Source organism: Billgrantia hypersalina, assembly GCF_052584175.1.
The window spans coordinates 29,417-42,281 of record NZ_JBMIQI010000020.1 but is presented as its reverse complement, the minus strand read 5'-3'; the positions used below and the strand labels follow the sequence as shown (position 1 = coordinate 42,281).

Annotated in this window: 15 protein-coding genes; 9 read left to right on the top strand and 6 right to left on the bottom strand. The window is 66.1% G+C overall.

The annotated features are described in order from the left end of the window. Positions 1 to 329: 329 nt before the first annotated feature. Positions 330 to 560 carry a carbon storage regulator CsrA gene (csrA, locus tag ACOJCM_RS18975; protein ID WP_445213647.1) on the top strand — a complete coding sequence of 77 codons (231 nt, stop codon included), beginning with the start codon at positions 330 to 332 and terminating at the stop codon, positions 558 to 560. Between the two features lie 10 nt (positions 561 to 570). Here csrA and ACOJCM_RS18970 read toward each other — a convergent pair whose 3' ends face one another. From ACOJCM_RS18970 to ACOJCM_RS18945, 6 genes are all read right to left on the bottom strand, one after another. After that, a complete protein-coding gene (locus tag ACOJCM_RS18970) occupies positions 571 to 1,317 on the bottom strand; it encodes an anaerobic ribonucleoside-triphosphate reductase activating protein (protein WP_445213646.1) in 747 nt (248 codons plus the stop codon). 25 nt (positions 1,318 to 1,342) lie between these two features. Next, positions 1,343 to 2,260, bottom strand: coding sequence for a U32 family peptidase (locus ACOJCM_RS18965; protein WP_445213645.1), 918 nt, complete (start codon positions 2,258 to 2,260; stop codon positions 1,343 to 1,345). Between the two features lie 8 nt (positions 2,261 to 2,268). Further along, a complete protein-coding gene (ubiU, locus tag ACOJCM_RS18960; protein WP_445213644.1) occupies positions 2,269 to 3,264 on the bottom strand; it encodes a ubiquinone anaerobic biosynthesis protein UbiU in 996 nt (331 codons plus the stop codon). 91 nt (positions 3,265 to 3,355) lie between these two features. After that, the gene (locus ACOJCM_RS18955) at positions 3,356 to 3,919 is read right to left on the bottom strand and encodes a YIP1 family protein (protein ID WP_445213643.1); all 564 of its coding nucleotides are present in this window, start codon (positions 3,917 to 3,919) and stop codon (positions 3,356 to 3,358) included. A 150-nt stretch (positions 3,920 to 4,069) separates the two neighbouring features. Then, the gene (locus ACOJCM_RS18950) at positions 4,070 to 5,287 is read right to left on the bottom strand and encodes a cytochrome D1 domain-containing protein (protein ID WP_445213642.1); all 1,218 of its coding nucleotides are present in this window, start codon (positions 5,285 to 5,287) and stop codon (positions 4,070 to 4,072) included. A 14-nt stretch (positions 5,288 to 5,301) separates the two neighbouring features. Next, positions 5,302 to 5,646, bottom strand: coding sequence for a c-type cytochrome (locus ACOJCM_RS18945; protein ID WP_445213641.1), 345 nt, complete (start codon positions 5,644 to 5,646; stop codon positions 5,302 to 5,304). A gap of 233 nt (positions 5,647 to 5,879) precedes the next feature. Here ACOJCM_RS18945 and ACOJCM_RS18940 point away from each other — a divergent pair, with 233 nt between their 5' ends. The 8 genes from ACOJCM_RS18940 (at position 5,880) to ACOJCM_RS18905 (ending at position 12,843) form a co-directional block, all read left to right on the top strand. After that, positions 5,880 to 6,368 carry an Lrp/AsnC family transcriptional regulator gene (locus tag ACOJCM_RS18940; protein WP_445213640.1) on the top strand — a complete coding sequence of 163 codons (489 nt, stop codon included), beginning with the start codon at positions 5,880 to 5,882 and terminating at the stop codon, positions 6,366 to 6,368. Further along, positions 6,365 to 6,889, top strand: coding sequence for a siroheme decarboxylase subunit beta (gene ahbB, locus ACOJCM_RS18935; protein WP_445213639.1), 525 nt, complete (start codon positions 6,365 to 6,367; stop codon positions 6,887 to 6,889). Before ACOJCM_RS18940 ends, ahbB (ACOJCM_RS18935) begins: the two co-directional genes overlap by 4 nt. Continuing rightward, a complete protein-coding gene (locus tag ACOJCM_RS18930) occupies positions 6,886 to 7,368 on the top strand; it encodes an Lrp/AsnC family transcriptional regulator (RefSeq protein ID WP_445213638.1) in 483 nt (160 codons plus the stop codon). Before ahbB (ACOJCM_RS18935) ends, ACOJCM_RS18930 begins: the two co-directional genes overlap by 4 nt. Further along, entirely contained in the window at positions 7,343 to 7,891 is a 549-nt protein-coding gene (gene ahbB / locus ACOJCM_RS18925) for a siroheme decarboxylase subunit beta (protein WP_445213637.1), read from the top strand. Before ACOJCM_RS18930 ends, ahbB (ACOJCM_RS18925) begins: the two co-directional genes overlap by 26 nt. 27 nt (positions 7,892 to 7,918) lie before the next feature. Next, positions 7,919 to 9,118 (top strand): heme d1 biosynthesis radical SAM protein NirJ, encoded by a 1,200-nt coding sequence (nirJ, locus tag ACOJCM_RS18920; RefSeq protein WP_445213636.1) that lies wholly within the window; start codon positions 7,919 to 7,921, stop codon positions 9,116 to 9,118. A 55-nt stretch (positions 9,119 to 9,173) separates the two neighbouring features. Then, positions 9,174 to 10,025 carry a uroporphyrinogen-III C-methyltransferase gene (cobA, locus tag ACOJCM_RS18915; RefSeq protein WP_445213635.1) on the top strand — a complete coding sequence of 284 codons (852 nt, stop codon included), beginning with the start codon at positions 9,174 to 9,176 and terminating at the stop codon, positions 10,023 to 10,025. Further along, a complete protein-coding gene (locus ACOJCM_RS18910; RefSeq protein WP_445213634.1) occupies positions 10,022 to 11,551 on the top strand; it encodes a cytochrome D1 domain-containing protein in 1,530 nt (509 codons plus the stop codon). Before cobA ends, ACOJCM_RS18910 begins: the two co-directional genes overlap by 4 nt. An 89-nt stretch (positions 11,552 to 11,640) precedes the next feature. Next, entirely contained in the window at positions 11,641 to 12,843 is a 1,203-nt protein-coding gene (locus tag ACOJCM_RS18905; protein ID WP_445213633.1) for an NnrS family protein, read from the top strand. Positions 12,844 to 12,865 lie beyond the last annotated feature (22 nt).

Below are 12,865 nucleotides of genomic sequence, written 5' to 3'. Positions count from 1 at the left end.
CTGTTAGACGCGTGTCATTTTCACATTGACGGCCAGCATGAGCAACCTGGCGTTGGTCATGGCGACAGAGGAAAATACAAGTGTGGGTATATAAAGGCTTTTTACTTTCTGACCAAGCCCTGGCTTTGTGGCACAGAGGTTGCAGGTACAAGACAATGCCTCGTCATTCAGGCGTTTGTACATTTGGGTCGATAGAGATACAACGTGATCCAAGGGGTAACACCCAGCTGTATATAAGCGTACCAGGCGCTTTGCCTTTACCTTACGTTAAGGAAGACCATGGGTAAGGCGCTTGTGAATTAGACAACTCTCAAGAGGTACATATACAGATGCTCATCCTGACCCGCCGTGTCGGTGAAACGCTAATGATTGGCGACGATACGAGCGTGACCGTTCTCGCAGTGAAAGGAAACCAAGTGAGAATCGGCATTCACGCACCTGCCAACGTCGCCGTACATCGTGAGGAAATTTACGAGCGCATCCAGAGTGAAGCGCGAGAAGGTATCACCAAGGAACACCAGCAGGCCGGACAATACCAGGTGGTCAGCCTGGTAGAGTGATGTCACCGCCTCAACCGCGCAATTCGATCCGTTCGAAGTGCGGTGCCAGGCGCTTGACCAGTCCCGCCAGCATGGCACGCGGCGGGGCGCCCGCCACCGGTTGGCAATAGGTCGGGTCGAGACAGTCGCGGGTGCGGGCCACCTGGATGGCGTAGCGGCGCACGCCACAGTCGGCCAAGGTCAGCGCCAGACGCTCCACGTCGGCCAGATCGAAGTCGCGCCAGTGCACGGTGGTGCGGCATTCGAAGGCCACGCCGCTGTCGAGCAGCGCCATCAGGCTCTGGCTGTTGCGCTGCCAGATGCCCGGCCGCCCGCAGATGCGGTCGAAGTCACGGCCGCGTCCCTTCACATCGAGCCCCACCCAGTCGAGATGCGGCAACAGGCGGTAAAGCCGGGCCGGGTAGGGTCCGGCGGTGTGCAAGCCTACCTTGAAGCCCATCGCCTTCACCTCGCGAATGGCGATTGGCAGGGCGTTATGCAGTGTCGGCTCGCCGCCGCTGAACACCACCGCCTCGAGCAACCCCCGACGCTCCTCGAGAAACTCCCGTACCGCCTGCCACTCGCTCTCATCACCACGTCGCGGCGGCATCCGCTGGCTATTGTCGCAGTAACCGCAGCGCAACGGGCAGCCCTGCAGGAACACCACGCAGGCCAGATGATCCGGGTAGTCCAGCGTTGTCATCTGGGTCATGCCTGCCACCGGCAGGCGGATGCCGTCGAGTGGTGTCGAGACTCCGTCTATGGCAATCAGCGACATGGCGATCTCCCTTGCACGTCAGTGATCAGTCCGCGGACAGGCGGGTGTTGTCCATGCCCGGGCGACCGTGCCAGTAGCCGTCGCAGACTTCGGCTTCGGCCAGGGCCAGCGGGTCGGCGGCGGGCAGCTCGCCGCGGCGGGCGGCATCGAAGGCGGCGACCACATGGGCCATGCCCTCGGCGCGCGGGCTCAGGCGTGCTACCGCCACGCCCATCGCGGCCATGTCGGCGACCTCATGGCGCAGGTCCTGGCAGGCGCCGGAGAGGGTCTGGATGCCGTTGAGGGTGAACACCTCCTTCGACTCCTGGGAGCGCAGCGCCAGGCCCTCGGGGTATTTCTGACAAACGAACTGGCAGCGATCCTTGGGCTTCTGGTGGCGCCGAGCGGTGAAGCAGCGCGACGACCAGGCCAGCGGCAGGTGGCCGTAGGCGAACACCTCGCAGGGCAAATCGAGCCCCTCGGCGGCGCAATCGGCAAGCAGGCGGGCGAGGTCGTGTCGCGACATCTCCACCGGTGCTTGCCAGCGGCGCATGCCGGCCCGGGCCATCACGCCGATGGCTGCCGGGTTGTAGAGGTTCAGCGCCGCTCCGGCGACGAACGGCAGGCCGGCCGCGGCCAGGCGCTGCAGCGCGCTCTGGTCGTTGGCTTCGACGGTAAACTCGCCGTTGTCGCACAGCTTGCGCAGGTCGCGTAGGTCGGCCTCGGACTCGATCAGGGTCTGGCTCGCCAGCACCACCTGCTTGCCGCTCTGGGCCAGTTCGCGACCAATGCCGAGCCAGTCGTCGAGCTTCATGTCGCGGCGTCGCGAGCAGACGGACTCGCCCAGGGTGACGATCTCCACCGGCCAGTCGGCGGCCTCGCGGTAGAAGTCGGCGTAGCGTTCTCGTGTCCAGTAGAACAGCACCGGGCCCAGGGCGAGCTGCAGGGTTGCGGAAGTCGGCATGTCGGCTCCTATTTCCAGCGGCGTTCGTAGGCGCCCAGGGTGGTGGTGGCGCCCTCGGAGACCTCACCGAGGCCGGCCATCCAGGCGGGCTCGGGGTGGAAGCGATCCGGTGTCTTCGCCAGGCGGTCCAGCGCCTGACGCCAGATGCCCGCGACCTTCGATACGTAAGCGGGGCTGCGCTGGCGGCCTTCGATCTTCACCGCGCTGATGCCCAGCTCGGCGAGTTCCGGCAGAAGTTCGAGGGTGTTGAGGCTAGTGGGCTCCTCGATGGCGTGATAGGTCTCACCGCCCACCTCGAAGCGTCCCTTGCACAGGGTGGGGTAGCCGGCCCGCTCGCCGTCGCCGTAGCGGTCGATCAGCACGCCGTTGAGCCGCGACTCGAGTCCTTGCGGGGTTTCCTCCCAGCGCACATGAGCCGCCGGTGAGCAGACACCGCGGGTATTGGGCGACTCGCCAGTGAGGTACGACGACAGATAGCAGCGCCCCTCCGCCATGATGCACAGGCTACCGAAGGCGAACACCTCGAGCTCCACCGGGCTCTGCTTGGCCAGATCGCGCACCTGGGTAATAGAGAGCACGCGCGGCAGTACGGCACGCTTGATGCCGAACTGGTCGTGGTAGAAGCGCAGCGCCTCATGGCTGGTGGCCGAGCCTTGCACCGAGAGATGGCGGGCCAGGTCGGGATAGCGCCGCGCGGCGTAATCGAGCAGGCCCATGTCGGCCATGATCAGCGCGTCGACGCCGAGCTCTGCGGCCTGGTCCACCGCACGGGTCCACTGTGACCAGCCGTCGGGTTGCGGATAGGTGTTGATGGCGCAAAACACCCGCTTGCCGCGGGCATGGGCGTAGTCGATGCCTTCGCGGGCGCGCTTGTCGGTGAAGTTGAGGCCGGCGAACTGCCGGGCGTTGGTGGCGTTCTGGAAGCCGAAGTAGACGGCATCGGCGCCTTCATCCACCGCCCGCTTCAGGGCCGGCAGGTTGCCGGCCGGGCAGACGAGCTCCATGTCGCTCTCCTCGCAGTCTGGATAAACCCGACCATGCTAGTCGACTACGAGAAAAGGACTTTTGATGCGAGTCATGGAGATGGAGAATAGCCTACAACGCCCACACCAGGGCCAGCAGCACTCCCCACGCCATCAGGCCGAACGCCATGACCGTATAGGTCGCCGACATCACCATCACGTCGTCGTCCTCGCGTTCGGTGAGCGCTTCCAGCCCGTGGTAGATCAGGCCGCACGACACCATCATGGCCAGCAGCACGCCACTGACGATGAACAGCATGTCGGGGATGAACAGCGTCAGGGAGGAGAACCACAGCGGCAGCGGTGCCATGGCAGCCAGCAGGTAGGCGTCGGCACGGTTGAGCCGAAGGCGGTGGGCATGGGCCACGCCGTGAATCAGCCAGCCCATCACCAGGAAGGTGAGCAGCTCGGCAGTGAACAGCGCCGGGGCGATGATGGCCCAGGGGCGCTCGGCCAGTCCGCTCAACAGGGTGTCGCCATGCCGGTGGATGGCGTAGTGCAGCATGAGCGGTGGCAACAGCGAAAGCGGCAGCACCACGCGCAGGATCAGGGCGTTGAGGGAGGGGCGCTCGCGGCGCAGCTGCTGCCAGCCACCCTCACGGGTGAAAGGGAGTTGCAGGATATGATTGATATCCATCAAGAGGCTCTCGCGTCAGGAAAATCATTATAGTTTTCCTTGGTTTAGCCGCGAAGCGAGAGCGTGTCAAGACACGAAGACGCCGGACAAATCAACGAGCGAGATGAAGCGCAAGGCGCAACACAGCGATTCGCTCGCGTAGTCATTCGTCTATAGCCCGATCTGGTGGGCTCGGTGGGTGAAGAATATCCCGCTCGGCGACTCCGCCGGTAGCCGCGCCAGCTCCTCGAAAGTGCGGGTGTCGTAGACCACCACCTGGTCGCTGTCCCGCGCCGAGATCCAGATGTGCTCGCCGCGAGGCGTGAACTCCTTGTGCAGGATCGACTCGCCCGGTTCGAGGGTCTGGATCACCTCGAGGCTCTGGGTATCGATTACCTGCACCCTGTCGTTGTTGGGATGGGCGAAGGTGACCCACACCTGGCGTTCGTCAGGGCGGCTCATGACGAAGATGGGTTGGCCGTGCACCTCGATCCGCTCGGTCAGCGACCAATCCTGGGTATCGGCCACCAGCACTTCGTTGCGCCCCACCGCGGGGAAGAACGCGCGGTTGCCGGCCATGGCCCAGCCCTCCAGGTGCGGCATCTTGTAGACCGGCAGGCGCTCCTCGCCTTGGCCGTAGTCGGGCAGGATGCGCTGCACGCCGTTTTCCGGATTCCAAAGGTCGAGCAGGGCCATGCCGTCTTCGCCGAATAGCCCGGCGATGTAGTAGCGGCCGTTGGGGGTCGTCAGGGCGTCGTAGGGCATGCTGCCCACGTTGCGGTATTTGGTGAGTTTCGGCGCCTCGGGCGTCATGTCGAGGGTCCAGATCTCGCCGGCCTCGAACAAGCTGAAGACAAAGATGTTGCCCGGCACGTCCACCACACCCACGACCTTGGCCTGGGCGCTGTTGCCGTCCGCCTGCTCGTAATTGGCCGGCACGTCGATCACCAGCTCCAGGGTGTCGACATCGAATACCTTCACGCCACCCGGCTCGTAATTGCCCACTGCGACGAAGCGGCCGTCCTGCGAGATGGCGCCACCGATACTGTTGCCCGACTGGACGATGCGGCCCGCGATTTCGCCGGTGAGCAGATCCAGCTTGGTCAGCCCACCGTCGCGACCGAAGACGAAAGCGTAGCGCGCGTCCCGGGTGAACTTGACCGAAGCGTGAGAGAGATCGCCGAAGCCCTCGATATGTCGCAGCACCGTTCGCGCCGTGGTATCCACCAGCGCTACGCTGCCGGTGGCACGCTCGATGACGACGCCGAGGTCGCCCGACCCGCGAAGTTCTGCCTGGAGAGCAGGCGGTTCGGCGAGTGCCTGGCTGCCGTTCATCAGCGTCAGGGTGGCGGCGGCCAGCAGGGTCTTAAGGCGCGACGGGGTGGGCATGCAAGGCCTCCGAATCAGTCTTGTTGCAACGTTTGCAGGCGGTTGTCGGTGCGCAGGTGCTCGGCCAGCCAGCGCGCCTCCGCCTCGCTGAGCAGGGACTCCCAGCCCGGCATGGCACTGCCGGGAACACCGTGGCGGATGATGTGGGCCAGCGCCTCGACGCTGAAGCCCTCCATGCGATCACGGGGCAGGGCCGGGCCGAGCCCGCCGCGCAGGGTCATGCCGTGGCAGGAGCCGCAGTCCTGATAGAGCAGGGTCTCGAGCTCGGCCTGGCGCTCGGTCCCCGGCACAAGGTCGCCTGCGGCTGCAGGCAGGGCCAGGGTGCCGAGAAGAAGCGGGATCAGGGCCAACGGGCGCATGGGCAACCTCGCACTAGCGGAACGATGTGTCACGGCAACCGCTGGGAGCGGCCCGTCACGGCAGTGTCGGGCCGCCGACGATGCGCCGCCTTGACCATCGTCAAGACGTTGACGTGTCGCATGACATCTTTGATGTACGTCAACGGCAGCGGCGATGAGAGCTGTCGCGCGTGATGGTGTATGTAATATACCGCTTAACGACATGCCGTCTTCGTTCCGCCCGGTACCCGCCCATGGCCACACTCTCCGCCCTCGACCGACACCTTATCGATGCCTTCCAGCGCGGCCTGCCGCTCTGCGAGCGGCCTTTCGCCGCCATGGCCGAGCGCCTGGGGACGAGCGAGGCGCAGGTGCTCGATTGCCTGAAGGCCCTGCAGCAGAGCGAGGTGCTCAGCCGAGTCGGGCCGGTCTTCGACCATGCCCGGGCCGGCGCCAGCCTGCTGGCGGCGGTGGCGGTACCCGAAGCCGAGCGCGATGCCGTAGCGGCGGTGATCAATGGTTCGCCGGGCGTCAACCACAACTATGCGCGCCAGGATCTGGCCAGCCAGCAGCCCTACAACCTTTGGTTCGTCATGACCGCCGCCGACGAGGTACAGCTCGAGGCGCGACTCGATGCGCTGGAGGAGGCGCTGGGCCGGCCGCTGCTTCGCCTGCCGATGGTCGAGGGCTACCACATCGATCTCGGCTTCCCCATACCCTGGGCCGACCTGGAGGCGTCATGAACCGGATGGCATCCCTTACCGCCCCTACGGCTCATGACCGGGCCGCTCCGCAGCGGCTACGGGCCCTGCTCGAGCGCGGCCTGCCGCTGACCGAGCGGCCCTGGCAGGCGCTCGCCGAACAGTGCGGCATGAGAGAGCAGGAGGTGCTGGCCTGGGTCGAGCGCTGGCAGCGTGAAGGATTGATCAAGCGCATGGGGCTGGTCGTGCGTCACCACGCCCTGGGCATCCGGGCCAATGCCATGGTGGTGTGGGACCTGCCCGACGAGGCCGTGGCCGAGGTGGGGCAGCGCCTGGCCGCGGAGCCCGCCGTCACGCTCTGCTACCGGCGCCGACGCCAGCGACCCGAGTGGCCCTACAACCTGTTCTGCATGATCCACGGCACCCGGCGCGACCGTGTGTTGGCCGCGCTCGACGAGATCGTCGCGCGGCAGGAGCTGCAGGAAATACCGCATCGCGTGCTGTTCAGCCTCAAGGCCTACAAGCAGTGCGGCGGTCGCTACACCCGCGAGGCGCAGCCATGAGCATCGTGCCTGCCCAACGGCCCGAGCCGGCTGACCTGGACGGCGCCGATCGGCGCATCGTCAACCGCCTGCAGGAGGGCTTGCCGCTGTGCGAGCGGCCCTACGCCGCGGTGGCCGCCGAACTCTCGCTCTCCGAGGGCGAGCTGCTCTACCGCCTGGAGCGGCTGTTGGAAGCCGGTGTGCTGAGCCGCTTCGGCCCCATGTATCACGCGGAGCGCCTGGGTGGCGGCCTGACCCTGGCGGCGCTGGAAGTCCCGGAAGCCGACTTCGAGCGGGTCGCGGCGGCGGTCAACGCCTTTCCCGAAGTGGCCCACAACTACCGTCGCGAGCATCGTCTCAACATGTGGTTCGTGCTGGCCACCGAGACCCCCGAGCGCATCAGCGAAGTGATCGAGGCGATCGAGGCCACCACCGGCCTGGCGGTATTCAATATGCCCAAGCAGGAGGAATTCCATGTCCGTCTCCACCTGCCCGTCTGAGCCGGCAGCGGCTGCCCTAGACACTAACGGCCTGGATGAAATCGACCGCGCCATCGTGCTGGCCACCCAGGCCGGCCTGCCGCTGGTACCGGATCCCTGGGGCGCGGTGGCCAAGCCGCTGGGCCTGGCCGGTGACGAGGTGCGTGTGCGCATGCAGCGCATGGTAGAGAGCGGGGTGATCCGCCGCATCGCCGCGGTACCCAATCATTACCGCCTGGGCTACGTGGCCAACGGCATGACCGTATGGGATGTGGACGATGCGCATATCGAGCGCTTGGGGCGGGAGGTGGCCGGCGTGCCCGGGGTGAGCCACTGCTACCGGCGCCCACGTCACCTGCCCGAATGGCCCTATAACCTGTTCGTCATGCTGCACGGGCGCAGCCAGGTCGAAGTGGAGCACCAGGCCGAGGCGCTGCGCACCCTGCTCGGCGACGCGTGCCGCGACCATCGCATCCTGTACAGCTCCCGCATTCTCAAGAAGACCGGCCTGCGTCTCGGCCGCCGGTCCGGCCCGCCGCGCTGAACTTGCGCCGCGCCAGAGGAGGTTTCCATGTTCCGCGTTACCCGCTACGTCAAATCGCTGCTCGAACCCTCACCGGTCCCAGCGGCCCACAAGCCCCCCGGCCCGGTCGTGATCTGGAACCTGATCCGGCGCTGCAACCTGACCTGCAAGCACTGTTACACGGTATCGGCGGACATCGACTTCAAGGGGGAGCTTTCCACCGAAGAGGTCTTCACCGTACTCGACGACTTGAAGCGCTTCCGCGTGCCGGCACTGATCCTCTCGGGCGGCGAGCCGCTGATGCGCCCGGACATTTTCGAGATTTCCCGCCGCGCCCGCGAATTGGGCATCTACACCGGGCTCTCCACCAACGGTACCCTGATCGACGAGAGCAACATTGCCCGCATCGCCGAGTGCGGCTACGACTATGTGGGCATCAGCATCGACGGCCTCGAGGCTACCCATGACGAGTTTCGCCGCCGAAAGGGCGCGTTTCGTGAGTCGATGCATGCGGTCAAGCTATGCAAGCAGCACGGCATCAAGGTGGGGTTGCGCTTCACCCTGACCCAGCAGAACTACGAACAGCTCGACGATATCCTGGCGCTGATCGACGAGCACGATGTCGACAAGTTCTACCTCTCGCACCTCAACTACGGCGGCCGCGGTCATCGCCACCGCAAGCAGGACGCCTGGTACCAGATGACTCGCGATGCCATGACGCGGCTGTTCGACCACTGTCGCAGCGAACTCGAGCGCGGCATCGAACGCGAGTACGTCACCGGCAACAACGATGCCGACGGCCCCTTCCTGCTGATGTGGGCGCGCAAGCACTTTCCCGACCAGGCCGAGGCGCTGGAGCGGCGCCTGATCCACTGGGGCGGCAATGCCTCGGGCGAACATATCGCCAACATCGACAACCTGGGCACGGTGCATCCGGACACCTTCTGGTGGGACCACGACCTGGGCAACGTGCGACAGCGTCCGTTCTCCGAGATCTGGCGCGACAGCCAGGATGCGCTGATGCAGGGCTTTCGCCAACGCCCGCGCCCGCTCAAGGGGCGCTGTGCCGACTGCCGCTTTCTTTCCATCTGCAACGGCAATACCCGGGTGCGGGCATGGAAGGTGACCGGCGATCCCTGGGAGGAGGATCCCGGCTGCTACCTCAGCAATCAGGAGATCGGCGTCGCAGAGAATCGCGAGCGTCGCGTGGCAGCACCCTACGACAGCATTCAAGCCATCGAGCTGTAGCCGTGCAGACCAAAAAGAGCAGGACGACCGTTGACGCTTCGGGGAGAGGCCGACCATGACCACACACTGCCATTCGCGACACCTGGGTTTCACTCTCGACGAAGCGCCGCTGGCGCCCGGCGAGGTCGCCATCGTCGGCGCCGGCCCCGGCGACCCGGGCCTGCTGACCCTGCGCGCCCTGTCGCTGCTGCAGCAGGCCGACTGCCTGGTCTTCGACCGCCTGGTGTCGCCCGAGGTACTGGCCCTGGCCCGGCCAGAGGCGAAGCGCTATTACGTGGGCAAGGCCTCGAGCCACCACGCGCTGCCTCAGGAGGAAATTAATACCCTGCTGGTGACGCTGGCGAGGAATGCAAAACGTGTGCTGCGCCTCAAGGGCGGCGACCCCTACATCTTCGGCCGCGGTGGCGAGGAGGCCGAACATCTCATCGCTTGCGGCGTCGGGTTTCGCGTGGTGCCGGGCATCACCTCGGCCTCGGGCTGCTCCAGCTACGCGGGCTTTCCGCTCACCCATCGCGACCATGCCCAGAGCGTGACCTTCGTCACCGGCCACGCCAAGGCCGACGGCGAGCTGGCGCTGGACTGGGCCGCCCTGGCGGTGCCCCACCATACCGCCGTGTTCTACATGGGCCTGGCCAACGCCGCGCTGATCAGCCGCGAGCTGCAGCGCCACGGCCTGCCGGCGGAGCATCCGGTCGCCCTGGTGGAGCGTGGCACCACTCCCGAGCAGCGCCACGTGCTGACCACCCTGGGCGAGCTGGAAGCAGCGATCGAGCGCGAGGCGCTCAAACCGCCGACCCTGATCGTCGTGGGCGAGGTGGTACGCCTGGCCGATACCCTGGGGCCTGGCATGACGTCAATGGCACGCCACGACGTCGAAGCGGGCGACGCGAGGAGGTTGGCCGTATGAGGGGCGTTGCGACGTTGCTCGGCGCGGTGCTCGGCCTGGCGCTGACCGTTGCGTCGTCGGCCCAGGCCGACGCGCCCGACCCGAGCATGCTCTATCACCAGCACTGCGCAGCCTGTCATGGCGTCGGCCGGCTGGGCGGCATCGGCCCGGCGCTGCTGCCGGACAATCTCTCGCGCCTGAAGCCCGCCGAGGCCGTGGAGGTGATCCGCGACGGCCGCCCGGCCACGCAGATGCCCGCCTTCGACGCGCTGCTCGATGAGGCCGAGGTCGCCGCCCTGGCCGAGTGGATCTACGAGCGCCCGGAGGTCGAGCCGAGCTGGAGCGAGGAGGACATTCTCGCCAGTCACGTGGTCAATCACTACCACGGCACCCTCCCCGACGAACCGGTGTTCGAGGTGGAAGACCTCATGAACCTGTTCCTGGTGGTGGAGATCGGCGATCACCACGTCAGTCTGCTCGACGGTGACCGCTTCGAGCGCATCGCCCGTTTCCCCAGTCGCTACGCGCTGCATGGCGGGCCCAAGTATTCGCCGGATGGCCGCTACGTCTACTTCGGCTCACGCGACGGCTGGGTGACCAAGTACGATATCTACAACCTCGAGGTTACCGCCGAGGTGCGCGCCGGCATCAACATGCGCAACATCGCCGTCTCCGCCGACGGCAACTACGTGCTGGCCGGCAATTACCTGCCCCACAGCCTGGTGCTGCTCGACGCCCGTAACCTCGAGCTGATCGCCTCGATCCCGGTGGAGGGGCTCGGGGGCGACACCTCTCGGGTCAGCGCCGTGTATACCGCACCGCCACGCAACAGCTTCGTCGTGGCACTGAAGGACATACCCGAGGTGTGGGAGATCCGCTGGCCGGAAGAGCGGGCCGAAGGCGACGAGCCGCTGGTGGGGGACTTCGCCCTGCACCGCATGGCGGCGCCGGACTACCTCGACGACTTTTTCTTCGATCCCGGCTACCGCTACCTGGTGGGCGCGGCCCGCGGCGGCAAGGGCGGGCAGGTGTTCGACCTGGACAGCGAAGCCAAGGTCGCCGACCTGCCGCTGGAAGGCATGCCGCACCTGGGCGCCGGCATCACCTGGGAACTGGACGGCCGCCGGGTGATGGCGATGCCGCACATCGACCGGGGCCTTGTCTCGGTGTTCGACATGAGCGACTGGTCGCTGATCACCCAGATCGAGACCGACGGCCCCGGCTTCTTCATGCGCAGCCATGCGAACTCGCGCTACGCCTGGGTCGACGTGTTCTTCGGCCCCAACCACGACCGCGTCCACGTGATCGACAAGCAGAGCCTGGAGATCGTCGAGACGCTGATTCCCGAGCCGGGCAAGACCGCCGCCCACGTGGAGTTCGACCGCCGCGGCGAGACCCTGCTGCTGAGCATCTGGGACGACGACGGCTACCTGCTGTGGCTCGATGCCGACACCCGGGAGGAGCTGGGGCGCATGCCGATGAAGAAACCCTCCGGCAAATATAACGTTTGGAACAAGACCCAATACGAGGAGGGCACGAGCCATTAGAAAGAAGCATTCTTGATATCCGTCATGAAGTCGCCCGGCGTGAGTCGCCATAATGGACTTGTCCAAGCATTCCAGTCGGGTAATACGCCATGACAACTTCCCCTGCCGTCGACCGCCAGCCGCGCCTGCCCCTTGCGCGACTGGCCTTTCGTCCATTCTTCCTGCTGGCCTCGCTGTTCAGCGTGCTGGCGATGGTGGTGTGGTTCGCGTTCTGGCACGGCGACATCCTGCTGCGGCCCCACGGTGGGCTGATGTGGTGGCACCAGCACGAGATGATCTTCGGCTTCGGCGCCGCCGTGGTGGTGGGCTTCCTGCTCACCGCGGTGCAGAACTGGACGGGGCGCAAGAGCCTGAGCGGCACGCCGCTGCTCGGTCTGGTGGCGCTGTGGCTGGCGGCGCGAGTACTGCTGGCATACCCCTTCGGCCTCCCCACCTGGTGGCTGGCGACCCTCGACCTGGCTTTTTTGCCGCTGGCGGCGCTGATCATGGGTCGCCTGGTGATCGCGGCGCGACTGTGGCGTAACCTGATGTTCGTGCCGGTGCTGCTGCTGCTGGCCGCGGCCAACCTGGCCATGCATTTCGGCGTTGCCCTGGGCAGGGTCGAGCTGATCCGTGAAGGGGCCTACCTCGGCGTGCTGCTGATCGCCGTGCTGATGGTGCTGCTGGGCGGACGGGTGATTCCCTTCTTCACCTCACGCAAGCTGGGGCGGGCGCAGCCGGCTCCCGTTCCGCTGCTGGAGAAGGTGACCCTGGGCTCGGTGCTGGCGGTGGTGCTGATGCAGCTTGCCGTGCTGCTCGGCTTGGCGGTGCCTGCGGCCCTGCACGCCGCGGTGATGCTGGTCGCGGCAGTGGCCAGCTTCGTGCGCCTGCTGCGCTGGGAGGGTTATCGCACGCTGCACGAGCCGCTGCTGTGGGGGCTTCACCTGAGCTACGCTTTCGTGCCGGTCGGGCTGGCGATGTGGGCACTGGCGCTGCTGGGGGCCTTCCGCGTCGAACTCGCCGTGCATGCATTGGCCATCGGCGGCATCGGTTCCATGATGCTGGCCATGATGGCGCGGGTGTCACTCGGTCATACCGGAAGACAGATACGCACCCTGCCGGGGATCGGCGTGGCCCTGGCGCTGATGTTCGGCGCCGCCGTGCTGCGTTCGCCGGTGCTGGCCGCTTTCCCGCAGATCACCCACTGGATCTACAACCTGAGCATCCTGTTCTGGTGTATCGCCTATCTCATCTTCCTGTTTCACTATACGCTGCCGCTATTGAGCGCCCGTGTGGACGGGCAGGATGGATAGCGAGCAAGTGGGATAGACGGAG